At 55.2% G+C, this 23,689-nt stretch carries 16 protein-coding genes; 8 read left to right on the top strand and 8 right to left on the bottom strand.

All coding sequences use genetic code 11. The annotated features are described in order from the left end of the window. Positions 1–126 precede the first annotated feature (126 nt). The 3 genes from PZH32_RS03945 to PZH32_RS03935 all read right to left on the bottom strand — a co-directional run bounded on the left by PZH32_RS03945 (position 127) and on the right by PZH32_RS03935 (position 3,890). Positions 127–1,044, bottom strand: a complete 918-nt coding sequence (locus tag PZH32_RS03945) for a hypothetical protein (RefSeq protein WP_275206340.1) — start codon at positions 1,042–1,044, stop codon at positions 127–129. Between the two features lie 203 nt (positions 1,045–1,247). Then, the gene (locus PZH32_RS03940; protein WP_275206337.1) at positions 1,248–2,672 is read right to left on the bottom strand and encodes a helix-turn-helix transcriptional regulator; all 1,425 of its coding nucleotides are present in this window, start codon (positions 2,670–2,672) and stop codon (positions 1,248–1,250) included. A 330-nt stretch (positions 2,673–3,002) separates the two neighbouring features. Continuing rightward, positions 3,003–3,890, bottom strand: coding sequence for a MerR family transcriptional regulator (locus tag PZH32_RS03935; RefSeq protein WP_275206336.1), 888 nt, complete (start codon positions 3,888–3,890; stop codon positions 3,003–3,005). Positions 3,891–4,055: 165 nt separating this feature from the next. Between PZH32_RS03935 and PZH32_RS03930 the strand changes: the two genes are divergently transcribed. Beyond that, positions 4,056–4,346 carry a hypothetical protein gene (locus PZH32_RS03930; RefSeq protein ID WP_275206335.1) on the top strand — a complete coding sequence of 97 codons (291 nt, stop codon included), beginning with the start codon at positions 4,056–4,058 and terminating at the stop codon, positions 4,344–4,346. Positions 4,347–4,487: 141 nt separating this feature from the next. Here PZH32_RS03930 and PZH32_RS03925 read toward each other — a convergent pair whose 3' ends face one another. Further along, on the bottom strand, positions 4,488–6,002 hold the full coding sequence (locus tag PZH32_RS03925) for an MFS transporter (RefSeq protein WP_275206334.1): 1,515 nt from the start codon (positions 6,000–6,002) through the stop codon (positions 4,488–4,490). 273 nt (positions 6,003–6,275) lie between these two features. Between PZH32_RS03925 and PZH32_RS03920 the strand changes: the two genes are divergently transcribed. From PZH32_RS03920 to PZH32_RS03910, 3 genes are read left to right on the top strand one after another with little or no spacing between them, the layout of a single operon-like run. Continuing rightward, positions 6,276–6,599, top strand: coding sequence for a rhodanese-like domain-containing protein (locus tag PZH32_RS03920; protein WP_275206333.1), 324 nt, complete (start codon positions 6,276–6,278; stop codon positions 6,597–6,599). Then, positions 6,596–8,335 (top strand): FAD-dependent oxidoreductase, encoded by a 1,740-nt coding sequence (locus PZH32_RS03915; protein WP_275206332.1) that lies wholly within the window; start codon positions 6,596–6,598, stop codon positions 8,333–8,335. The genes PZH32_RS03920 and PZH32_RS03915 overlap by 4 nt, the downstream gene beginning before the upstream one ends. A gap of 52 nt (positions 8,336–8,387) precedes the next feature. Then, positions 8,388–9,629 (top strand): MFS transporter, encoded by a 1,242-nt coding sequence (locus PZH32_RS03910; RefSeq protein ID WP_275206330.1) that lies wholly within the window; start codon positions 8,388–8,390, stop codon positions 9,627–9,629. A gap of 155 nt (positions 9,630–9,784) precedes the next feature. On the opposite strand, the gene PZH32_RS03905 is transcribed toward PZH32_RS03910, so the two are convergent. Beyond that, entirely contained in the window at positions 9,785–11,452 is a 1,668-nt protein-coding gene (locus tag PZH32_RS03905) for a SulP family inorganic anion transporter (protein WP_275206329.1), read from the bottom strand. A gap of 345 nt (positions 11,453–11,797) precedes the next feature. On the opposite strand from PZH32_RS03905, the gene dcm reads away from it, so the two are divergent. Genes dcm through PZH32_RS03890 form a run of 3 tightly spaced genes read left to right on the top strand, consistent with a single transcriptional unit; the run spans position 11,798 to position 15,883 of the window. After that, positions 11,798–12,841, top strand: coding sequence for a DNA (cytosine-5-)-methyltransferase (gene dcm, locus PZH32_RS03900; protein ID WP_275206328.1), 1,044 nt, complete (start codon positions 11,798–11,800; stop codon positions 12,839–12,841). Next, the gene (locus PZH32_RS03895) at positions 12,819–13,943 is read left to right on the top strand and encodes an HpaII family restriction endonuclease (RefSeq protein ID WP_275206327.1); all 1,125 of its coding nucleotides are present in this window, start codon (positions 12,819–12,821) and stop codon (positions 13,941–13,943) included. The genes dcm and PZH32_RS03895 overlap by 23 nt, the downstream gene beginning before the upstream one ends. A gap of 11 nt (positions 13,944–13,954) precedes the next feature. Then, a complete protein-coding gene (locus PZH32_RS03890; protein ID WP_275206326.1) occupies positions 13,955–15,883 on the top strand; it encodes a DUF262 domain-containing protein in 1,929 nt (642 codons plus the stop codon). Between the two features lie 567 nt (positions 15,884–16,450). On the opposite strand, the gene PZH32_RS03885 is transcribed toward PZH32_RS03890, so the two are convergent. The 3 genes from PZH32_RS03885 to PZH32_RS03875 all read right to left on the bottom strand — a co-directional run bounded on the left by PZH32_RS03885 (position 16,451) and on the right by PZH32_RS03875 (position 19,937). Continuing rightward, complete coding sequence (locus PZH32_RS03885) at positions 16,451–18,154, bottom strand: RNA-directed DNA polymerase (RefSeq protein ID WP_275206325.1); 1,704 nt, start codon at positions 18,152–18,154, stop codon at positions 16,451–16,453. Between the two features lie 283 nt (positions 18,155–18,437). Then, positions 18,438–19,463 carry an aldo/keto reductase gene (locus tag PZH32_RS03880; RefSeq protein WP_275206324.1) on the bottom strand — a complete coding sequence of 342 codons (1,026 nt, stop codon included), beginning with the start codon at positions 19,461–19,463 and terminating at the stop codon, positions 18,438–18,440. Between the two features lie 174 nt (positions 19,464–19,637). Next, positions 19,638–19,937 (bottom strand): hypothetical protein, encoded by a 300-nt coding sequence (locus tag PZH32_RS03875; RefSeq protein WP_275206322.1) that lies wholly within the window; start codon positions 19,935–19,937, stop codon positions 19,638–19,640. 268 nt (positions 19,938–20,205) lie between these two features. On the opposite strand from PZH32_RS03875, the gene PZH32_RS03870 reads away from it, so the two are divergent. Further along, positions 20,206–23,676: an ATP-binding protein gene (locus tag PZH32_RS03870; protein WP_275206320.1), complete on the top strand. Its 3,471-nt coding sequence runs from the start codon at positions 20,206–20,208 to the stop codon at positions 23,674–23,676. The last annotated feature ends 13 nt before the right edge of the window (positions 23,677–23,689 follow it).

Below are 23,689 nucleotides of genomic sequence, written 5' to 3'. Positions count from 1 at the left end.
TATGGCCGAGCCTGCTTCGTTGCCTCAGGCTCGCAGCTCCCCTCTCCTTACGTGCCTCACCTCTCTCTCCAGGCAAGTTTAAGGAGCTTTTGAAAATGGGGTAGTTGGGCTCTGCGCCCGTAAAGATTAGATAGATGCGGAGGCCTGTTGCGCCAGGAAATCCTCTCCGGTCTTCGTCAGCCGCCATGCGCCGTCACTCCACTCAATCGCCCCGGCTCCATCAAGCTTGTGCAGGTATGAGCTGGGCTGACGATTCAGCTTCGTCGCCTCATCAACACCGAGCAGACTTTTGCCCTTGAACGTGTCGTCGATTGCCCCCATACTGCGCGGTTCGCGGAGGAACTCCATAATCTGGATGAACGCCTCCTCGCGCTCGGGGAACGAGGCAAGCAGATTAGCCAAACGCACCGCCGGGCTAAAACCCTCATGGGCCTTATGCCCCACGTCGGTCGTCACCACGCGCCAGTCGTACACGAGCGTGTCCACATCTTCGGGATCGAGCCCTTCCGCAATGGCCTGCTCTTTCGCTTCATCAGTGAGAGGGTGGCCGTCCTCGTCAAGCTCAATTTCCTCCAGAGCACCTGTACGCAGCAGCATGAAAACATAGCGGCGAGGCTCCTGGCGATTGACTTTGAACTCGCTGAACGACGCGCAGAACGGCTCGATTTCCTCATAAGTTTTCTCTTCTGAACAAAACTCGAGCAAGCCGTAAAGAATGTTCCGGAAGGAACTCCGTCGATTCAAACACTCATAGGTGGCAAGAACACGCTCATCAAAACTCATGGAAGCTAACTTCTCGCGATAGTCAGCCAAATGCGGCGCCTGCTCGGGCTGCTCTTCGCGCGTCTCATCCCCTGGCGCACCGCCCTGCAACTCCAGCGATGATCTCGTTCGCTCTTCTTCGATATCAGCGTTCACCTGTCGAGCGGCTCGTTTGCCAAAGCTATCCTGCAACGCTACGTCATCATCAAGCGGGATAATGTTGCCCTCGGCGTCGTAGCGTGGCATGAAGCACGCCACTTCCTCGCTCATCGGCTCGTCCATGAGCACCCTCCTTTTCCACTCCCCTGCATCTCGAAGCGCAGTCGCCGTCGATGGCTTAAGGATCAGGGAATGAAAGGAGTTCGTCATCACCAATAATCTGGATTTGAAAGCACGACGAGATTTTCACCAAAAATTGGTGAAATCAAGAAACACCAGGTGAATTGAGCTACCTTGCCTTTAGGAAGAGCGGATCATTGACCAAGCTATAGCTTCGGAAACTTGCGATCGACAAGGGCGATAAATTCCTCGCGTGAGTGCACGTCTGTCTTGCGATAGATAGATTTCAGATGGGAATAGATAGTATTAACGGAAACGAAAAGAGTGTCGGCCATCTTCTTGGCGCTGTAGTTTTTGAGCGTTAAGCGAGCGACATCCATTTCACGATCAGAAAGCGCGGCCGTCTCCTGCAACTGCGCCAAGACGTTTTCGAAATGAGCAGCCCGGCGTGCTTCGTCAAGCTGCTCATCCGTGAGGTCCTGCAGCGACGGCGCGTCGGCAAAGTCTCCCGCTTCAACCTGCCCACCTTGCTGCCCCGAGCCGGCATCCATCTTCGTCGTGAAGACCCTCACTATAGCTCCAAGAATCAATCCAACCGCCAGAACGGCGATGAGCGCAACAACGACGACACGATCCATGGATTGCGAAAGCATCGTGAGATAGTTTGGCCCATACATAACAACGGCCTGAATAAAACGAGGCACGAGGATTACGGCCACGAGGAAGAATAAAATCGCCGATACCACATCCTGCTTTTGCCTGTGAGCGCTGCGCACAATCAAAAGCCACGTAAAGGTGTTCAGCACCGCATTGGCGCAATGAAGAGGAATAGTGCCCGCTTGTAGTACCTCAGTCGAAACCAGAACAGCGAGCAGCAGGGCAGCAACGAAGCACACCGCCACGACCGAGAAGGCGCCCATGGTAGGTCGATGCTTCCTTCGAGCTGGATAATACAGGGCTGCGATGATGATGGCTATGACGATATCACCGCAAAAGCCCACCCAGCGATAGGGTATGTCGGCATGAAGCTTTGCACTGTTGTTGAAGTAGGCTATCGCCACATTGCAGAGCACCAGCAAAACCAAGCAGGCGACGAACATACTCGATTTCCGGAGGGCAAGCACCGGAAACGCCGAGCGCGGCTCCGGTGTGCGCATTGGAGCATACACAACGCTTAAAACGGCAGACACAACGGGCAGCACCGCAGCCAAGCTGACAACCCGCAAATCAAGTGCGCCATAGACAACGAAATAAGCTGCGGTGAGCGCAAAGGAGAGCATGGCATCGACTAGAACACACTTGTTTTGCTCTGCCGCAAAACACGAGCTCCAGAACGCAAAATGCACGGGTACAAAAAAGGCGACAAGGATCATGCCCACCCCTGCCAGCACCACTCCCGGCACAGTCGAGATGTCCAAAGCCCAAGCCGCGAGAACGCCCAGAGCAGCGCCCAAGCCCGTCACCAGCACGATCCGCCGTTCTGCCTTCACGCTCAGGCGCTTCCTTCCCGACCGACAAGCGGCAATGGCAAGAGCAAGCGAAATAGCTATGACGGCGATGAAGAAAACGACGTTGAGCAGATAAACCGAGGGGTCGTTTTTGTCAGCCGAGCTGAAAGAAATGGGGTACAAAAGACGCTCCATGGCGGGAAGCCACGCCGCACTCATGCCAACCACTATCAGCGCTCTCTGACACACATGCGGCATACTGCAAACCCCACTTCCGCTTTTCCGACCACCTCGCCAACGGGGTCTCATTCTAGCGCAAATTGCCACTCTTGCTTGTAGGCAGCGTGGGCTTTTGCTCGCGAAAAAGCAGCTGAGACGTCGAGACCGCCTGCTCGGCACTCCCAACGTCCGACGTTCGACGCCCACGGCCGTCCACGCCCATGGCGTCCATCCCTGAAGATGCGACAGAGAGCGCCGAGAAGAACCCAGCGCCCCCTGCCGCTGCCCTCGTCGCTAGCGCACGTTGGCATGGATGATGTCGCGCAGGAACTGCGTGGCGCCTTTGCCGCAGGCATCGTCGTAGTAGGCAATGAAGCGCGGATCAGCCAGGTAGCCGTCGGCCAGGGCACGGTGCGCCTCGGGCGTGTAGGCGCCTTCGCCCCAGTGAACGCGAATCCACTGGGCGTGCATCTCGGCGCACATGCGGGCCTCCGGCGACGCGGGATCGCCCGTCGCCATAGCTGCTACCAGGACTTCCTTGATGCGCTGCTCCAGCTCCTCCTTGGCATTCCAGGCCAGCTTGCTCATGGAACGCATGCGCTCGTTGGCCTCGTCGATGACCTCATCGCCGTAGAGAGCCCGCGATTCTTCGCCGTATTCTTCTTCGAAGCGCTCGACCGCTTCTTGCTTCAGTTTCTCAAAGCGCTGCTCGTCGTTCATGTTTTTGAATTCCTCCAGTCCGTTTAAGGCTTGTTGGGTTACTTGGATGGTTTGGGCAAGCTCGGTGGCTTGGCGACGCAACGCCAGCAAGTGACCGCGCAGGTGAGACTCCAGGTCGAAGGTAGGCGTCGCCAGAGCTTCGGCAATGTCAGCCAAGGGAAGCCCGCAAGAGCGCAGCAGCAGGATGTGCTGCAAGCGATGCACCTCTTCGGGGCCGTAGCTGCGGTAGCCGTTGGCGGCACGCTGAGGCACCAGCAGACCGATCTCGTCGTAGTAGCGCAGCGTGCGCACCGAAAGTCCCGCCGCTTTCGCCAGCTGCGACACCGAATAGCGCGACGCAGCGGCCGACGCGGGTGCTGCGGCCGTGGGGGTCGCGGGGGCAGCAGGCGCCTTCGGCGGCACCCCAGGCGACGCACCTGGAGCAATCTTGCCTGCCACGGCCGGCTTCTGCTTTTTCACCATGGGCTCTGCCTCCTACTCACCAAGCTGCAAAGGGAACGTTCCAACTGCCCAGCAGCAGGATAAACCCTTCCGCAGCGGAAAGGTCAAGGGCGACGACGCGGATCTTGGCTCGTGTCTCTTGGCTCCAAGCCCTGGTCTTAAGCGCCCAAGGCCAAGCCAGCTCCCATGACGGAAAGCATAGACGGCCGAAGGGCCGCTGGTCAATTGAAGGGTGTTTTTCATCTGCGGCGCGAAAAGGGGCAACTTTTGGTCAATCGGGAGGCGTTTTTCATCGATTCACTGGTCAAACAGGGCGCGTTTTCCATCGACCTCTCTGACGCCTATCGTTTCCCCGGGTCACGCCGTCGAGACTTGAGGCGCCTTTCAGGGCGTCGCTGCGAAATGATGGAAACCACGGGCTATTTGACCAAAAACCGCCCGTTTTCTAAGCGCGGATGGAAAACAGGCCGAAATTGACCACGCTCTGGTCAACGGGGCAGCCTTTTCCATCACTGCTGTCGTAATTGACCGCCCATGGTCAAAGACGCGGCCTTTTCCATCACCGTTACTGCGAAAACCTCACTTGATGGCCAATCGGGAGGTGTTTTCCATCCCGATCTACTTCCCGGTGCGCTTCTTGCGCATGATGCGAGCGAAGATTACGGACACCACAAACGCTACTGCAAGAATACCCAGGTCAATGTAGAGGGTGTGGGAGAAACCAGCCGCATAGGCCTGGGCTTTCGTGGCGCCAGCGGCCATGAGGCCATCGACGTCGGCGGACATGACGCCCACGAACAGCGCCGAGCCGATGGAGCCGGCTATCTGCACCAAGGTGGAATGGATGGCAGCGCCGTGGGCGTAGATCTCCTTTGGCAGCACCTCCAAATCGGCGGCCTTCAGAGTTGGGAAGACCAGGCCAACCCCGACATAGGCCATCGCGGCGCACACCATCATAGCGACAACCAGCACAGCCGAAGAGGTGAACTCCACCCCAATGAAGCCAACCAGGAGCAGCAGGAATCCGGCGGGCACCAGCGGCCATATGCCGTGCTTGTCCTCGATGCGACCACCCACGAAGCAGCTGCCAGCGTAGCAGAGAATAGGCAGTGCCAGCAGGCATCCGGCAACAAACGCGCTGTAGCCGACGGTGCCCTCCAAGTACAACGGCAGTAGCAGGCTCATAAAGATGGACCCCATGTAGCCCAGCATCATCAGCACCTCGCCACACACGAAGCGGGGATGCTTGAAGGGAGTAAGGTTGAGCAGCGGCGTCTTGATGTGGAACTGGCGCCACGCGAACAACGCCACCACCGCCGCGCCGGCCACCATGATCAGGGCCGAGGGCAGTGGGTTGCGGGACACCTCATTCAGGCCGTAGATGACCGCGCCCAGGCCAACGAAGCTGAGGGCCACGCTCAAAACGTCGATGGTGCGGTCCTCGCGCGGGTAGATGTCGTGCAGGAAGAAGAAGCCCAGCCCCAGGAGAGCCACCGACAGAACCGCTGGGATAAGGAACAGCGACTTCAGCCCGAAGTACGTCAGCATCAGGCCCGCCAGCATCGGGGCGAAAGCCAGCCCCACGCCAATGATGCCGCTGTTGATGGCCAGCATCGTGCCCTTCTTGTTCGCGGGCGAGATAGTCAAAATAACGCTGGTCACCACGGGGAAGAACAGTCCCACGGTGAGCGCCTGCACCAAGCGAGCCACCAGCATCATGGGGAAATTCACCGCGAAGAAGCCCAACAGCGAACCGATGAGCGACGCAGCGTAGCCGAACATCATTACCTTGCGAACACCAAGGCGCTTCAGAAGCGAAGCCGCCATGGTAATGACCGTGGCGGCCACCACGGTGAAGCCGAGCACCATCCAGTTGGCCACGGAAAGGCTGACATGAAAATCGGTGGCCACCTGATCGAGCGCGATGTTCATCAGCGACTGATTGAAAGACGCGAGCAGATTGCTGGCCAGCATCATGATCATCATGATCCACATGGCTCGGCCCGTGGGGATAGCCGGGATGGCAGTGGAACGGGGGCGTGACGCAGGCGCGGCGGCGGCAGGGGCCGAAGACCTCGCAGATTGAGCGAGTTTCGCACTCGCGGCCTGCACGGTGCTTTTAGGTGTACTCAAGAGATCGCCACCTTGGAGAGAGGGACGGACTCGCAGGTCGAGCCCGAGGGTTTACCTTCCTATGGTAGGAAGAAGAACGCCCCGTTTGGCGTCCGCTTAGTGCAGGGTTTACCAGTCGTTTCTTCCTGGCTCGTTCGCCGTTATCTGACAAAAGGACGAGCGTCCCACCCAGCCAGATTCACCGCTCCCAAGCCGCCCTTCTGGTGTAACCTTTTCGGTAAGCACCACGACGCCGGCTGCACCGCCGGCTCACAAAAACGTAAGGAGTTTGCCATGGGAATGTTCGATTTCCTGCGGGGCCCCAGCATTGACGAGGGCGTTCGCGAATACCACGACACCGAGGGGGCGGTGCTGCTGGACGTGCGCACGCCCCAGGAATTCGCCCAGGGCCACGTGCCCGGCAGTGTGAACGTCCCGCTGCAAGAGCTGAACCGCGTTACCGCCGTCGTGCCCGATCCGGCCACGCCGCTGTTCGTCTACTGCCAAAGCGGCGGTCGCAGCGGACAGGCCGTCGGCGCTCTGCAGCGCGCGGGCTACACGACCGTGAAGAACATCGGGGGCATGGGCACGTATACGGGAGAGGTGGAGCGCTCATGAAGGTAGTCATTGTCGGCGGCGTGGCGGGCGGCGCCACGGCCGCGGCCCGTATCCGTCGCCTGGACGAGCAGGCCGAGATTGTGGTGTTCGAGCGCTCGGGCTACATTTCCTACGCCAACTGCGGGCTGCCCTACTACATCGGCGGCGCCATCACCGACCCGGCGGCGCTGACGCTGCAAACGCCGGAAAGCTTCTTCTCGCGCTTTCGCATTGCCATGAACGTACACCACGAGGTGACGGCTATCCATCCCGAGCGCAAAACCGTCTCGGTAACGAACCTGGAAACCGGCGAGCAGTTCGAGGAAAGCTACGACAAGCTGCTGCTGTCCCCGGGAGCGAAGCCGACGCAGCCGAAGGTGCCCGGCGTGGGACTCGACCACGTATTCACCCTGCGCACCGTCGAGGACACCTTCCGCATCAAGGAGTACATCGAGGAGCACCATCCCCGCTCGGCGGTGCTGGCCGGCGGCGGCTTCATCGGCCTGGAACTGGCGGAGAACCTGCGAGAACTGGGCATGGACGTCACCATCGTCCAGCGCCCCAAGCAGCTGATGAACCCCTTCGACCCCGACATGGCCGCGTTCATTCACCACGAGGCGCGCAAGCACGGCATCCAGCTGGCGCTGGGCCACACCGTCGAGGGCTTCGAGGAAGTGGACGGCGGCGTGGACGTGCTGCTGAAGGACGAGCCCGCGCTGCACGCGGACATGGTGGTGCTGGCCATTGGCGTGACTCCCGACACGGCGCTGGCGAAGGAAGCAGGGCTTGATCTGGGCCTCAAGGACAGCATTGTGGTGAACGAGCGGATGGAAACCTCCGCGCCGGACATTTACGCCGTGGGTGACGCCGTGCAGGTGCAGCACGCGGTGACGGGGCTTGACAGCCTCATCTCCCTGGCGGGGCCGGCCAACCGGCAGGGGCGCATTGCCGCCGACAACATCTGCGGCGGCGACAGCCGTTATCGCGGGTCGCTGGGCAGCAGCGTCATCAAGGTGTTCGACCTGACCGCGGCCACCACGGGCATCAACGAGGCCACGGCCCGTAAGGCGGGGCTTGAGGTGGACAAGGTGATCCTCTCCCCCATGAATCACGCCGGCTATTATCCTGGCGGGAAGTCGATGGCCATGAAGGTGGTGTTCGAGAAGGGCACCAACCGCCTGCTGGGCGCGCAGATTGTGGGCTACGACGGTGTGGACAAGCGCATCGACGTGCTGGCCTGCGCTATTCACAACGGCATGCTGGTCACCGATCTGCCCGAGCTGGATCTGGCCTATGCGCCGCCCTACTCGTCGGCCAAGGACCCCGTGAACATGGCCGGCTTCATGGCCGAGAACATCGAAGAGGGCGTACTTGCGCAGTGGTACCTGGAGGATCTGGACTCGCTGCCCCACGACGGCAGCGTCACGTTGCTGGACGTACGCACCCCTGCGGAATACGCCGGCGGCCACATCGACGGCTTCCGCAACATCCCCGTGGACGAGCTGCGCGACAGGCTGGACGAGCTGGAGCCGGGCAAGCCGGTCTACGTCATCTGCCAGAGCGGCCTGCGCAGCTACATTGCCTGCCGCATCCTGGCCGGTCACGGCTTCGAGCCCTACAACTTCGCCGGCGGCTATCGCTACTACGAGGCAGTGACGAGCGACCGAGAGCTGATCGAGGCTGCGACGGCCGGAGCGGGCGCAGGCGCGGGCGCCGCGCTTGACGAGGCAAGCACCCCGTGCGGAGCGAAGGCGTAGCGGCTACAATAGGCGGAAACGCAATACCTGCACTACCTGGAGGCACTTCCCCATGACCGCATCATCGACGACCGCACCGACCGCGACCGAGGCCTTTCCCGGCCTGAGCCCGCTGCGTCGGCGGATTAGCTATGCGCTCATTGTGCTGCTGGGATTCTCGCTGGGCGTGTCCGAGTTCGTGGTCATTGGCATCGAGCCGGAGCTGGCCGAGCACTACCACAGCTCGCTCGCTCAAATCGGTGACCTCATCAGCCTCTTCGCGCTTTCCTACGCCATCGCGACGCCCTCGCTGGCCATTGCGACGGCGCGGTTCCAGCGTTCCCGGCTGCTGGCCATCTACCTGCTTGTCTTCGTGGCGGCCAACTTTGCAGCCATGGTGGCGCCCTCCCTGGGCATCCTGATGGCATCGCGCGTGGTCATGGGCGCGGTGGCGGGGCCGTTGCTGGCCGTGGGTACCACATACGTGTCCGATCTGCTGGGGCCATGGAAGTCCTCCATGGGCATTTCGGTGGTGTACGCCGCGTTCTCCATCGCCTTGGTGCTGGCCACCAGCGCGGGGCGGATGGTGGTGGCTCTGTGGTCGTGGCACGTGGCCCTGGTGGCCGCCTTCGCCTTCTCCGTTATTACTGCCGTGCTGCTGATAACGGTGCTGCCGAAAGAGCGCGGGCGCAAGCGCGAGGGCGCCCTGACCTCGCCGCGCCATCAGGTGGGGCTGCTCAAGGAACGCGCCGTGGTGTTCGGCGTGCTTATTTTCATGTTCGGTGTGGGCGGCGTGTACGCCTTCTACGGGTACGTGACGCCCTATTTGGAGACCGATCTGGGGCTTAACAACGGACAATCGGGCACCGTGCTGCTGACGTTCGGGTGCATCTGCTTCTTCTCGGACCTGCTTTCGGGCTGGCTTGACGGAAAGTTCGGCATGAAATCGTTGCCGCCGGTGTTCGTGGTGCTGACCGCAGCGCTGCTGGGACTGTGGCTTTCGGGGACGAACGTAGCGCCGGCTCTGGTGGCCATGGGCTTTATCGCGCTGCTGATGTACGCGTTTTCCATCCAGGCCATCAGCATGTTCATGGACATCGCCCGCAAGCATCACCCCGGCGCCCTGGTGCTGGCCGCCTCCATCGAGCCCACTTCGTTCAACATAGGCATCGCTTTCGGCACCACCGTGGGAGGCGCGGCCGTGACGAACCTAGGGCTTGGAAGCGTGGGGCTAGTAGGAGCCGCGCTGTCAGCCGTGGCGTTGGTATGCGCCATCCTAGCGCTGCGGGCGTGGAAGCAACGACAACAAGGTTAGTTGCCGTAAAACCTGCTACCATGAACACGTCGTCGGGGTCGTTGCGGACGTAAGCCCAAGGGAGCCATCTGGCTAGCACGAGGCACCCGACCGATAACGACCGACAACGACCGATTTCCAGCGCTAATGCGTCCGGGAATCGGTCGTTCCATCTCCTACTCCCCCTCCACCAACTCTCGAGCATGGGCGATAGCGTCGTCGATGTTGGCTCGGAAGTGCTCCTCGCCCACCAGGTCCACGAAGCCGGCGCGCTGCATGGTGCGCAGCGGCTGCTCGTTCACGTGCGAGAAGATGAGGCGTACCCCGTGGACGGTGCAGTACTCGTACAGGTTCTCCAGGGCGTTCATGCCCGTAGCGTCCAGCGAGGGCACGCCGCGCATGCGGATGATCAGGTACTTCGTGAACTCCTTCACCGAGATGTCGGCAATGCGGTCGGCCATGCCGAAGAACATCGGGCCGTTGATCTCGTACACGCGCACGCTCTTCGGCAGCTCGCGCAAGTGCGTGACCTCGGAATTCTCGTCGCCGTAGTAGCGCCAGCCCTTCACCTCGGTTTCCTCGCTGACCATCTTCATGAACAACACCATGGTGATGAGCATGCCCGCCGCAATGGCAATGACCAGGTCGAACACCACGGTCAACACGAAGGTGAGTACCATGGTGGCCACCGCACCCTTCGATGCCGTCTGGCATAGGTGCACGAAGTTGCGCCAGCCGCACATGTTGTAGGCCACGTACAGCAGAATAGCGGCGATGGTGGGCATGGGAATGAGCGCCGCGTAGGGCATGAGGAACGCGAGCACCGCCACCAGCACCAGCGCATGGACCATGCCCGAGATGGGCGTGCGACCGCCGGCCTTCACGTTGGCGGCCGTACGCGCGATGGCGCCCGTGGCGGGGATGCCGCCAAACAGCACCGAGGCGATGTTGCCGACGCCCTGGGCCACCAGCTCGGTGTTGGCGCGGTGATGCGAGCTGATCATGGAGTCGGCTACCACGCAAGACAGCAGCGACTCGATGGCGGCCAGAATGGCGATGGTGGCGCCGTTGGCAATTTGGCTGCGGAAGAGCTCGAAGCTAAGCTGGGGCATATGGAAGATGGGCAGCGCGCTGTCGATGACGTAGAGGTCGCCGATGGTGAGCACATCCAGGTTGAGCAGGCTCACCAGGGCGATGCCGGCAAGCAGAGCCACCAATGAGCTGGGGATTTTGGTGGTCACGCGCGGGAACAGGAACAGAATGAGCAGGCAGACAACGCCCACAACACACGCCTGCAGGTTGAATGTGGCGAAGTTTGCGCCAAGGGCGGCAATCTTGTCCACGGTTTCTACGGTGGCGGTGCCGGCCGGGTAGGTAAGCCCGAAGAAGTCCTTCAGCTGCCCGATAGTCAACGTGACGGCTATGCCCGCCGTAAACCCGGTGGTGATAGTAAGCGGCACGAACCGAATAACGGCGCCCAGCCGGAAGAAGCCCATGAGAATGAGCAGAATGCCGGCGATGATGGTAGCCGCGATGAGCCCGTCCATGCCATCGGTAGCCACAATGCCCGCCACAATGGTGGCGAAAGCGGCCGTGGGGCCCGAGATTTGCACGCGGCTGCCGCCCAGGAAGGCAATGAGGAAGCCCGCGATGATAGCGGTATAGAGACCCTGCTCCGGCGAGACCCCCGAAGCGATGCCCAGCGCGATGGAAAGCGGGAGGGCGACGACGGCCACCACGATACCAGCGACGATGTCCTTGGGAATTTGCTCCTTAAGCTCCTGCTTGCTGGAGTGCTTGATGATACTGAAGAGGATAGGCTTAATCTTGTCGCGCTGTTGCATGGTCTCGGTTTCTGTCGGGTTGGCGGTTGGGGCGCCTTCGGGCTGCTCGTCGCACGGCGACGCCAGGCCCCGCGATGCGAGGGATGCCAGCGTACTATGTCGAGTTAGGCAAGCGAGAAGACGCGAGGTTGGAGTTTAGCGCGACCACGAGGCCACAACAAGGCAAAGCCCCACGTCATTGGGTGAGTGGCAAGAGGCGCTAAAGAACCCCTCACTATGCCGCCAAAGCTCACAACGGCCAGGGAAGCATCGCGCTGAGCCCGTTTAGCGCGTCAGCGTTTCGTAAAGCAGATATAATAGTCAATTCGAAACCAGAACAGTCCTGCCTTTGAGCAGGTGAAGCAGATGGGCGTGGTGCAAAAACAGATGGGGAAATACAAAGCAATTGATCTGTTTGCTGGCATTGGCGGAATCCGCATGGGCTTCGACAGAGCTTTTGGCGACAGCGTTGAAACCGTCTTCGTTAGCGAGCTTGATGAGCCCGCATGTAAGACATACCGCGCTAATTTTGATGACCCCTTTGATATCGCAGGAGATATCACCAAAATCGATGCATCAGAAGTTCCTGATTTCGATATCTGCTTGGCAGGCTTTCCCTGTCAAGCATTTAGCCTGGCGGGCCGACGCAAAGGATTTGACGACGACTATAGAGGCCGCGCGAGAGGCACACTTTTTTTCGATACTCTTCGAATCTGCGCTGACCGCGAAAATAAGCCCAAGGTGATCTTCTGTGAAAATGTCAAGGGGCTCCCTATCCACGACAAAGGACGCACCCTCAAAACCATCTTAGGCGCTCTTCGAGAAGACGGATATATACCCTTCTATGAGGTACTCAACTCGAAGAACTTCGGAGTTCCTCAAAATAGAGAACGTATCTACATCGTCGCCTTCCGAGAAGACATCGCCCCAGAATCGTTTTCCTTTCCAACGCACGCTGGAAAGGAAAAGGTTATCGCTGATATACTCGAAGATGCCCCTATCAGCCCAAAATACTACCTCTCCGATGTCTACTTAGAAACACTGCGGAGGCACCGGGCGCATCATGAGTCGCTTGGACACGGTTTCGGATACGAAATCAGAGAGCTCGACGGCATTGCAGGAACCATCGTATGTGGAGGCATGGGCAGAGAGAGAAACCTCATTGTCGACCACAGGGAGCATTCGATGGTGCCTGTTACGCGCATCAAAGGGGAGATAAATAAAGAGGATATTCGCAAAATGACCCCACGCGAGTGGGCTCGTCTGCAAGGATTTCCCGACAGCTTCAAGCTAACGCTATCCGACACCCAACTTTACAAGCAGTTCGGCAATTCCGTCACTGTTCCTGTTATTACGGCTATTGCAAAGAGAATCAAGGAGGTCCTGGATGCCTCTGGGAAAAGCGAATAAAGGAGAGTGGAGCGAAGTCTACGCCGCTCTCCGCCTAATAGGCGACGGGAAGATCGAGCTCGCACATAAAGGTGACGGATCAGATCCCAACCATTGGATGGAAGTGGTAGAAGTCATTCGCAAAGAGACGAAAGACAGAATCGTAACCTACGGTCTTGACGAAAACTCTACCGATGTCGTCATAGAAGTCAACGGCTCTCCCGCCGCGGTTCTTCCCGCAACAGACTTTACTAAGGCAGCAGATAGCCTAATGAAGGAAATTAGAGACGGAAAGCGAGCATTTGAGGCATCGCCCGAAGCATTAGCCTTTCTTGATCTGGCTGGAGTTCTAAGCACCAAAGCATCGAGCGGGGAGAAAAACGACATCTTCTTAACCACGCTCGATAAGCGAACAGGGTTAAGACGCAATCAAATCGGTTTCTCCATCAAGTCTCATTTCGGCTCTAATCCGACTCTCTTTAATACAGCTCCAGCGTCAGCCGTTATATATGAGCTCGTTGATTTCGACGACGAAAAGATGAGCAGCATCAACTCAATACTCGATGCTCACGGGCATGTGGCCACCTCTCAAAGATGCGAAGCAATCATTCGGTCGGGCGCCACCCCGGTTTACCATGATTATGTCGTCGCAAAACGCGCCAAGGTCAAAGCATTCAAGGAAAATCTCGAGCTACTTAATCCTCTTCTACCAAACGCAATCGAGTGGATATTAGCGGACCATTTCTTCTCTGGCTCCAAAGATGTAGAGCTCAAAGATGCGGTTCAGCGGCTCATCGAAGCAAACCCTGACAAAATCACTCGACCAGAGGTGAAATACCCTTATATGTTCAAAGCGTTTCTGTACGCCTCGTATTGCAAAATGACCGCTTCAACTTTATGGGATGGGGTAGGCGACGTTAACGGCGGCTACATAGACGTCACCGACGATGGAAAAGTGGTATGTCACTACGCCTTGGAATCCGAGGAGTTTAAGTCCTTTCTGTACGAGTCAGCCTATCTTGATTTTCCAGATACGGGTCCAAAGCACGGAGACTATGCAAAGGTCTATAAGGAAGACGGCAGATATTTCTTCAAACTGAATTTTCAGATTCGCCTTCACTAGAAAGGGAAGACATGGATCTTGACGCTCACGAGATGACCTACGAAGACCTGATGGCTTCGTCAGGATCAGGACATTTCTATGTAGATTTTTACCAACGCGAATATAAGTGGAACGACAAGCAGCCCGACCACAAGCCAGTAATATCATTGCTAAGCGACATCTGGCTTAAATTCCAGCAGGCCTACAGTCCCAACGACATCGAATTCTGTGAGAGTGACGTCGAAAAGTATCCTTGGTACTACCTTAGCTCTGTTTTAACGAATACCGTGGACGGCAAGATCTACATCGTTGATGGCCAGCAAAGACTCACGACTTTGACGGTAGCAGTCATCGCGCTGCTTGCAAACCAAAATCTTACGACGGTCGTGAAAGAGAATCTCGAGAAGCTGATAATTTCCAGCACAACCATGGCCGGCAAGCAGCAGATTCGCATGCAGCTCGAGGACAGAGGAGAGGTGCTGAGAAGCCTTCTGAATCAGCCAAGCAGGGAGGACATCGTCGCTCTTCTCGCGGAGTACGAAGACAACATCTCAGCCAAAAACATCATACAGGCCTATGAGGTTTGCCGCGATTTCTTTGATGAGCATATCGAAGACGAAATCCAATTGGCCTATTTCTGTGTCTACTTGAAGAAACGCCTCTACCTCGTCAAAATCGACATGATGAAAAGCGAAGACGTCGCAATGGCCTTTGAGGTGATCAACGACAGAGGAACAAAGCTTCAAAGCTATGAAATCCTTAAGGGAAAGCTTCTTTCTTTGATTCCCAAGGAAAGCAACAAGGTAGAAATCACCAACTGGGATAGCGCCGTCGTGCCATTGATGACTCTCTACCAGAAAGATAGATCCGATGAATTCTTCGAGAGCTTCTTCCAGGCAAGATATAGCCGGGATCCAGAAAAAGATAGAAAGCAGCTCGCCTCGCACAACTACCACCAAAACATTTTTGTGGCCCCCTATGATGAGTATATCGGACTCACTTGGACGCAAGACGGGATGACGCGGCTCCAAACTGCGCGAAACTTAATTAACCAGCAGATCCCTTACTACTCAACCGTATTTCAGAGTCTGCACAAAACAGCAAGACGCCAGAAAATGGACGAGGAGAGCAACGATCGTTTTATTTGGTTCAACGGGAAAAACGGCTTAGCACAAAATCAGACACAACTCGTCATGTCCGTGCTAAAGCTTGGCGATACCTTGCAAGCAGAGAAAACCACCCTAGTTTCTAAAAAGCTAGATAAGCTTTTCGCACTTTCGAAACTTACAGGCACATATAACTCAAGCGCCTTCTCTCCCCTTTGCAAAAGGCTGTGCATTGTTGTTCGCGAAAGCAGTGATAAATCAATATCCGAGATTGCTCAAACGTGCGACGATTTTATCCTTGAGTTCATTCGGTCTGCCAAAGAAAAAGACGGCTCCCCCGCAAAGGACTCCCCTTTCGATTATATTTCTTGGAATCAATTATCCGCCGACTCACTTGAGACCAGTTTCGTTCGGTATTTCTTCGCCAGAATCGAAAACTACATCGCTCTTGAAGCGAGCCAGACCTGCGACTCTTACGATAAACTGCTAAGCGGGGCTTCATACCATGTTGAGCATATTTTATCCCACGATGAGCATGGCGAAAACGCCAGCAAATTCGCCAGTGAAGACGAGTTCGAGTTCCAACGCGGCTTCTTTGGCGGCATTGGACTGCTTCGCAGCTCAGTCAATTGTTCATCCAACGCGGAGCTTTATCCCCAGAAGCGGCAAACTTACGCGTCGGAAAGCATTTGGCTGCAAACCCTCACGGATGACTTCTATAAATCTAATCCGAAATTCAAAGCCTTCATGGAAAGGCACGATCTTGACTTTAAGCCTTACAGCGAATTTGGCCCAGCTGAAATCCGGAAGCGAACAGAGCTGTTAGCAAAAATGACACGTTTGATTTGGGAATAGCCATTTCCTTGAGCGCGTGGCCTTGGACAGAGATAGCTCAAATACCATGCGCTTTCTATAGCACTATCGACTTTTCTTGTCAGAACAAGAGAATAACTCAGATCGAAACTCACGGAGCCATTGCCAGTGCTCTGCGTTCCGAGACGCAAGCACACCCATCTAGAGCGCGATTGGCAGCTGCGAAACAGCCGCAGCCAACACTTGGGCAAGCATCGAGGGCGTTCTGGCCAAAAAAGCGTTAACGGGCGCCTCTTGCCAGCTTCTGCATTCCCCACCGCAGACAAATTCCCTGGGTTTACCAGAGACGACGCTCTTTCTCGAACACTACGGCAGGCTCTAACATAGCCGCTTTTTCCGAGCACAACATGAATCTATGCGGATTTAAACCATATCGAAAGTCGAGATCGCGCCTCTCCTATATCTAGGTCGCGCCGATGCCAATGCACGAAAGAATTTCTATGCCGCCCGCTCTCGCATCAATGCAGCTAAAATGTCCACTAAATCAAATCGCGTCCGAGTGCTATCGAAGCGCCGGCCGTCCGAAGAGAGCCTTCTCTGTCCCATTCCTCATACTTCATTCGTAATATGCTCGATAAGTCGATCAGAATTGCTTGTCTCATCACTCGTGCGTTCCCGAAGCGCCTCAACTATATCGATCGGCTCCTCTTCGTTTTTCAGATGCCTACCAAGCCCATCAGTATCGATAAAGCTAACACCTTGGCGCTTTAGCCCACGCCACGCACCGTTTAAATAGGCTGGAATTAGAGAAACATCAAGGGCCTCGTAAATGAATAGCCAGTTCTTCTGAAAGTCGTCTTCGTCGTCCGCTAAGCTCACCGCGTGTTCAACAAGCTTGGCTTTCATCTCGTCCACCTTCTTGCGATGCGCATAAACCCATGCGCATACAAGGAGAATGCAATCGCCGGAGGCTATTAAATCATCGTAGCCCTGCGTTCCTCCAAGGTGATCGAGGTCAAAATCAAATTTCAAAGCAAAATAAATCGCATAAGCTGCAGACAAATAATCGCGCTCCCGCAACGACTTTTCATAAAGCAGATTAGAAAAAATCGCGATTCGTTTGGAGGGTACTTTTGCTACGTAAAAGACCTTCTCTTCCATAAAAGGGAGCAAGTAGGGATAGATGTAAGCCAGATGAAGGGCGACATCGCCATAGTGACGTCTCGCCCAATAGTTCATCTCACATCCCGCAAGCATCGAAAAAGCGTACGAGAGAACGGCCCCGTTATCAAACGCTCTCATAATAGAAATTGCAGCGTCCAGGAATCGTGCAAGATCGCTTTTGTCGAGTACAGCTTTGGGTGAGAGCGCCTCCTTCAGCGATCTCACCCAGTCGTCCTCTAATGTTCGGGGCAGCTCTTTAATATCTGTCTTCTTTTGGTTTGTCGAGAGTCCGAAGACAGCAAGCTCCTTCTCGAGATCGAAAACGAAAGCCCGTGCCTTCATTTCGTCATCGACGAAACATTCATAGTCGTCGATATATCGCACGAATCTATATCCTTGATCGAACAGAGCCTTATCGACGTTCGTCAGAATAAGCTCCGCCATTAAGTTCGACGCATGTGGTCCCACCAACAAGCCGTGCGTTTCCCCGTTGGTCGTGTTCGACGCAAGCAAGTCAAGATCGTGAGACCATTTGCACTCCTCACCCCTCCGATTTTTCTTCGCTCTCTCCTTCCCTAAAACTGCCCAATCAAGCGCATGCGTATAGATACTCGGAAAGCATCTGGAAACATCGCACTCAACGACATATCTGCTGCCTATGAGAAGAGCTGGAAGAGGATCTTCTTCGATCTGCCAGCTCTTATAGCTCATTTTGAACAGAGACTTGGTGTTTTTTCTCCTTCTAATATGAATACGACTTATGCGGTACGGATGAAAGGCCGTGTTGTTGACCAAAATCGTCTGGAGTTCTGCCCATTTGTTAGACAAGTGTCGAATAAGGGCTTCATAAGCAAACGGCGATGGAATTCCAAATTCCCTTTTGGCGCTCGTGTTCCTTGTATAGGAAAACGTTATCCAATTGCTAGGCTTTTTCGGACACGTCGGCTCTTGACCCATACAATGCCGAGCAAACGACTTGCTAGAAAACATTGGCGGGAGCTTGTCCGCAAACAGTCCATAGCCAAGTAAGCCCACGTATAAGTCTTCTGGAGATATTTCGTCCATAAAGTCACTATATCTTCGCGGAAAAAAAGGGAACAGGAAGTCTTGGGGAAGCACACGCTTCACGAGATCGCTAATGTTAAACATTGCCCTAGCCCCCTTTGAACGGCCAATCAGCAGCATTCCCATAATACCAGCAGCGACAATTCGAAAGACGCTCCGCGGTCCAGAGGCCACAGTGCGAGTTTCTTCGAACTACTCTTACGCCAAACAGAGACCCGGCGCAAACATCTTTCAGAGCGTCAGTCAACACAGCACGCCCTTATGCAGCAATCGCTACCGGCATGCAACGGTAGCAGACAGACCAGATCAGCCAAAACACCTGACAGAGGCCGTCCTTTTCGCCTCTACCTCGCAGCAATTCGCTCCCCTACACCCGCATCCGCCCAGCAAGAATCTCCTCGTAATCCGCCAGATTCTTCCGAAGCAGACGCGGGATCTCCAGCTGGTAGGGGCAGCGGGTCATACACATCCCGCATTCCGTGCAGTCGTTGATCTTGGCCATCTCGGCCTGCCAGTGCGGCGAGAGCCAGGTCTCGCTGGGAGCGCGGCGCACCATGAGGCTCATGCGAGCGCACTGCTTGATGTCGATGCCCGCCGAGCACGGCGCGCAGTAGCCGCAGCCGCGGCAGAAGTTCCCCGCCAGCGCTTCGCGCTCTGCGGCGTAGAACGCCTCCATCTCGGGCGTCACCGTCGGCGTGTCCTCCATGTACGAGAGCCACTGGTCCAGCTCCTCGGGGCGCTGAATCCCCCAGATGGGAAGCACGCTGGGATACTGGGTCATGAACGCCATAGCCGCGCGCGAGTTGGTGATGAGGCCGCCGGCCAGCCCCTTCATGGCAATGAAGCCGACGTTGTGCCGCGCGCAGCTTTCCACCAGGGCCACATCGCGCTCCGTCGCCAGGTACGAGAAGGGGAACTGGAGCGTCTCGTACAGGCCGCTCTCCGCAATCTCCTCGGCCACGGCGATGAGGTGGGCCGTAATGCCGATATGGCGAATCATCCCCTGGCGCTTCGCCTCCACCAGGCACTCGTGCATGCCCGTGCCGTCGTCGGGTCGGTAGCACTGGGGCACGCAGTGCAGCTGGTATAGGTCCACATAGTCGGTGCCGAGCGTTTCAAGGGAGGTCTCCAGGTCGCGCCAGAAATCATCGGGGCAGCGCGCCATGGTCTTCGTGGCAATGAATACGCTCTCGCGCACGTCGCCCAGCGCCAGCCCCACGCGATGCTCGCTGTTCGAGTAGGCCCGGGCGGTGTCGAAGAAGGTCATGCCCCCGGCATAGGCGTGTCGCAGCAGCTCAACCGCCTCCTCCTCGGAGCAGCGCTGCAAAGGGAGCGCCCCGAACGCATTCTGCGGCGTCGTAATTCCCGTTGCCCCAAGCGTAACTTCGTTCATGGTCTCCCCTTTTCTGATTGCTAGCCCACTAGCCATTAGATCAGTCCATTATACAAAGCGGGCAACGGATAAAATGACAACTCTCTGGCAAAGAGGCACCCTGATTCGAGCGGCCCACAAGCTCGCTTTCCATTTCCCGCTACACTCTTGCGTTCGCGCGACCAAGAGGATTGACTAAGCTGCTTCTTTTACTTCGATGCTGTTTTGCGCAATCGACCTAGACGGACGCAGAGCGTCAGGCGCAAGGTCAACGCTTTTGCCACACGCATAAATTGCGCCCGAAGCTTTTTCGCTGGTTTGAGCACAATAGTAGGCAATGTCCGCAATAAGCCCGAAAACGTCTTCGTCCACCACTGAAGGACTATCGCAGAGCGCAACGCACATAAAGCCAAGCCCGCGCAGCGTCGAAGCAAGTTGATCCAGCGCATCTACCGCATCAAGCTGAGTTTCAATTTCCAAGCCATTTTCTAGCATCATTTATCCTCTCAATTAGCTTCCAACGGATTGGAATGTTAACTACTGTTGCTCTACCAAGTGCACCGTTATTGTCCCAATGAAAAACAACTCTTCACGGACTCAGTTTCAGGACGAAAGATATCCGCAATGCGCTCTCGCCAAAAACCACCATGAGACACAGCGCTGAAGGATATGCGCGCTTCTAGCCAAAACCAAACATAGCTGCTTTGGACTAGACCTATACTTAAGCAACTGACCTTCCTCTCAAGTAACCACTTGCAACAACATGACGCCGGAGCACAGCATGCGAAAACAAATCGAAGCCTTAAACCAAAGGCAACTAAGTTCAAAAAAACCCGTAATAGACAAAGAAAAAATTCATTACGAGTGGGAAGACACGTCGCTACTTCCAATGCTTTGCAAAGGCATACCGCAAATATATCCACGACATGTTTCGAAGGAGAATCAGAAATCTGAAGAAGAAGCGGTGCGCCTAGCAAACGAACTCATCACCGATGTAAACCAAACCTTAAATTATTCAAAGCTTGAAAACAGTTTTGACGCTCTGATCGCCTCGAGCGATGGTTATATCGGCAGTCGCCTGGAAAGCATAAAGTACGCCGTCACCAAAGACGCAAGAGCTCGCAAAGGACTGTTGATATACGGTGAAGGTGGTATCGGAAAGACCTACTTCCTATACGAGCTTGCGCAGGAACTGTCATCAAAAAACGCTTCATACGCTATCGCCTTCAATCAGGAGGGCATCATAAAGCTTAGCGAGCTCGATTTGCCATCTATGATGATGTCGGCCTCAGGCAGCTTCACATTGATCATTGATGCCTGCAACGAGCTTGACGAGAGCGCCTTCGAACATGCGCTCAACCTCATAAGGAAAACCTTGAAAGCGGATCACGCAAACGTGGTAGTGGCCACTCGATCCGGATCACCAACCGCAAGGATGGAGGATCTGCAATCGCTATTGCCAACTTCCCTCGAATTCCAGGGAGTAAATCCAGATCTTGTGTTTTCGGCTCTAGCGGAAAGCGCTGATGAAATCATTGTTCAATTTCAGGACATGCTGTTTTCGAAGAACCCGCGCAATCTCAATGCAATGCTCGCAATGATTCGTAGCTTCCGCTCTAGCAAGGATGGCCTAAACGCCACGGCGCAAAGAACCTCTCTAGTCGAAAGCTGCATCAAGAGTTCTCTTAGCAAGCACCAGTGGACTCAGACAAAGAAGCTGTGCGAATTCCTTCTTGACACAGAAGCAATCGGCCTTTCAAAGAAAGACACAGAGAGCGTTCTGGGCAAAGAAGCGGATGCCTATCTTTCGAGCATGATGGAGCAAGGGTTTCTCGAATGCCATGACTACGGAGGGGGAGAGCTCCGCTACTACTACTCGAGCGAATCTCAAATTAGATACGTAATTGCAAGATGCCTACACAGCGATCTTGATAAGCTCAACAGCCGCGCCCTCGACGAAAATGGACTAATCGACGGCATAGCTAAATTAATTTACAGAAAGAGCTATTCCGCAAGCGATCATGAGCTAATCCAGGTGTCCATAGATAGATACCTCAACCGAGGTCCAAGATTCATCGCGAAATTGCTCGACAGGTTGGAGCAATATGGTCTCATGCCAGAGTGGGAGAAGATTTTTTCTCAAACCATTTTCCCTCTGGAATGGGACTTTAAGGACTTTGCAAACATATGCAAGATGGAACCTGGTTGGGCCTTTCTTCATTTTGGCGGAATCTTAAACACGCCTCTCAACCTGACAAATTACGCGAACGACATCTTCCTGGCAGACAGCACCTTAGTGGATCGCTTCTTCATAGAACATTGGGAGCGCTGGAGCCTGACGCTCATCATATCCAGAATTCAAAACATCTCGGACTTCGTTTCGCACACGAAACGTGTACCAGCTGCTGCCGCACACGAATGGGTATGGTTTTCGATCTGGTGCTCTTTTTCGTCAAATATGAGGCTTCGCGCATTAAGCCAGCGTCTAATGTTCTTCCTTTGCGATTCAAGCGACGACGCCTTGCGCGAAGTAATTGGGGCATGGCGAAGAGTCCAAGATGTGTTTGCAAGAAGAGCAATTGCTAAGACTATTTCCTGTCTGGACAAAGAGACGAAGAGCAGTGCTGACGTCCAGAGATTCGTCGAGAGCATTGTCGGCGACGAAAGCATCTCTGACTCAATTATTATTGCCAGCATTTGCCACGCAACGCAAGACGAGGTCACCCCTATCGACTTTAGTACCAGAAATATTTATCGCGAACTGGAAGGCTCTCAACCGACCGAAAAGGATACAGAGAGCTTTATGCATCAAGCAGATTACATTGATCTAATCCACAAGAACTTTTTCCCTTTTGATGTTTACCAGATGAAAAGGGGGTGCTTAGATTTTCACTATCATGGGAACTTCATTTTGTCCCCTCTAGAGGCAGTGGCATCCTGGAACGACTCGCTACGCAATTTGCTGAACTGTCAGACAGGAGGCGAGTGCGACGGGCAAATAATGCAAGTTGAAGATTTCCAAGAGCTTCTTCCCGTTAAATTCGAAACAGAGCATTTGGATCAGCGACGCCTGCTGGATTGCGTGGTGCTCTTAACAAAACTATGGCTTGAACGTTACGGTGGAAACCTCCAAGATTTACTTGGAGAATTTCGGCCGCTGAATCCTTACCACGAAGCTGAAGCAACTCCCAACATGAAACCCTTTTGTCTAGCTTCGCATGAGCTTCTTGGATCGTTAGCATCGAATTACTTTGTAGATGAAATTGCTCTAGGCAAGACTGGCTCCAAGAGTTGCGGCTTTCGCCAATACGAAGAGCAAGCCTACAACGAGCCTGGAACAATTCATACCTGCACTCCGTCTTCAAACTTCATTACCGAATCGGCAAAATTGAAAATTGAACGCAAAATTGTATCCCCAGAGGCCAAAGAGGACCTATGGTTCGACGACGCACTCGGAGCATTCGGAGAAATTCTGGACTTGCTTAAACCCATTAAGGCCCGTAACGCCTATTGGCAGCCTATTGCGTTTTCGGCTCGGAAGCGAATTTACGAAGGCAGTAAGCTCATGCGCTCCAATGAATTCATTGTATCTATTGCCTTCAATACTGGCAGACATCTCGACAGCTGTCGCGAGGACAGACACTTAACCATTGAGCATGAAACTTTCACAGGCAACATTAAGGACTATGGCAGAGAGGAGGGAGATCTGTGCCTGATCATAGATCCCCCAGACGAGCGCTGCACCATTTCAGAACGCAATCAGATCTTGCTCCCACCCCCGTCATTAATCAGAAAACTAAACCTAGTATTTAGCCCTAGAGATGCGTGTTTCACGGACGAAAAATCGGGAGATGTGATAATTGCCTGCGATGGAGCTCCGGGCAATTACTATCGAGAACCGGTCCACAACCTGATTTTGATTCGGAGTGATAAATACGATGAGCTACTTCAAAGCGAGAATATAGCCTTCTTTGCGTTTAGTGAAAGATACAGCGAAAAAACTGGCTACAGCAACGATTGCGATAGGCATTGGGAATTCCGCGCCGATGGAACAATGGTTGCCAGCTACCCTAACAATGGCAACATTCGGCCTCCAACAACCCCCGAACACTGCAAGGATTGCTACTTCTCCTCTGAACAAAGGAAAACGCGCCGAAACGATAGGGATCTCGAATTTGAAGAACCCGACTGGCTCAAAGAAATGTGGAGCAAGTGCAAGGGGTCGTGCAATTAGCCCCCTACGTACA

Source organism: Adlercreutzia equolifaciens, assembly GCF_029076695.1.
GTDB classification, from domain to species: Bacteria; Actinomycetota; Coriobacteriia; order Coriobacteriales; family Eggerthellaceae; genus Adlercreutzia; species Adlercreutzia equolifaciens_A.
Note: the sequence above shows the minus strand (reverse complement) of the source record. Positions and strands in the feature narration are given on the sequence as shown.

Excerpts from the sequence above, each read along its gene's own strand:
- PZH32_RS03945 (WP_275206340.1), bottom strand. The coding sequence starts at position 1,044 with ATGGACGAGCCGATGAGCGAGGAAGTGGCGTGCTTCATGCCACGCTAC.
- PZH32_RS03935 (WP_275206336.1), bottom strand. The coding sequence starts at position 3,890 with ATGGTGAAAAAGCAGAAGCCGGCCGTGGCAGGCAAGATTGCTCCAGGT.
- PZH32_RS03930 (WP_275206335.1), top strand. The coding sequence starts at position 4,056 with ATGACGGAAAGCATAGACGGCCGAAGGGCCGCTGGTCAATTGAAGGGT.
- PZH32_RS03920 (WP_275206333.1), top strand. The coding sequence starts at position 6,276 with ATGGGAATGTTCGATTTCCTGCGGGGCCCCAGCATTGACGAGGGCGTT.
- PZH32_RS03915 (WP_275206332.1), top strand. The coding sequence starts at position 6,596 with ATGAAGGTAGTCATTGTCGGCGGCGTGGCGGGCGGCGCCACGGCCGCG.
- PZH32_RS03910 (WP_275206330.1), top strand. The coding sequence starts at position 8,388 with ATGACCGCATCATCGACGACCGCACCGACCGCGACCGAGGCCTTTCCC.
- PZH32_RS03905 (WP_275206329.1), bottom strand. The coding sequence starts at position 11,452 with ATGCAACAGCGCGACAAGATTAAGCCTATCCTCTTCAGTATCATCAAG.
- dcm (WP_275206328.1), top strand. The coding sequence starts at position 11,798 with ATGGGCGTGGTGCAAAAACAGATGGGGAAATACAAAGCAATTGATCTG.
- PZH32_RS03895 (WP_275206327.1), top strand. The coding sequence starts at position 12,819 with ATGCCTCTGGGAAAAGCGAATAAAGGAGAGTGGAGCGAAGTCTACGCC.
- PZH32_RS03890 (WP_275206326.1), top strand. The coding sequence starts at position 13,955 with ATGGATCTTGACGCTCACGAGATGACCTACGAAGACCTGATGGCTTCG.
- PZH32_RS03885 (WP_275206325.1), bottom strand. The coding sequence starts at position 18,154 with ATGTTTAACATTAGCGATCTCGTGAAGCGTGTGCTTCCCCAAGACTTC.
- PZH32_RS03880 (WP_275206324.1), bottom strand. The coding sequence starts at position 19,463 with ATGAACGAAGTTACGCTTGGGGCAACGGGAATTACGACGCCGCAGAAT.
- PZH32_RS03875 (WP_275206322.1), bottom strand. The coding sequence starts at position 19,937 with ATGCTAGAAAATGGCTTGGAAATTGAAACTCAGCTTGATGCGGTAGAT.
- PZH32_RS03870 (WP_275206320.1), top strand. The coding sequence starts at position 20,206 with ATGACGCCGGAGCACAGCATGCGAAAACAAATCGAAGCCTTAAACCAA.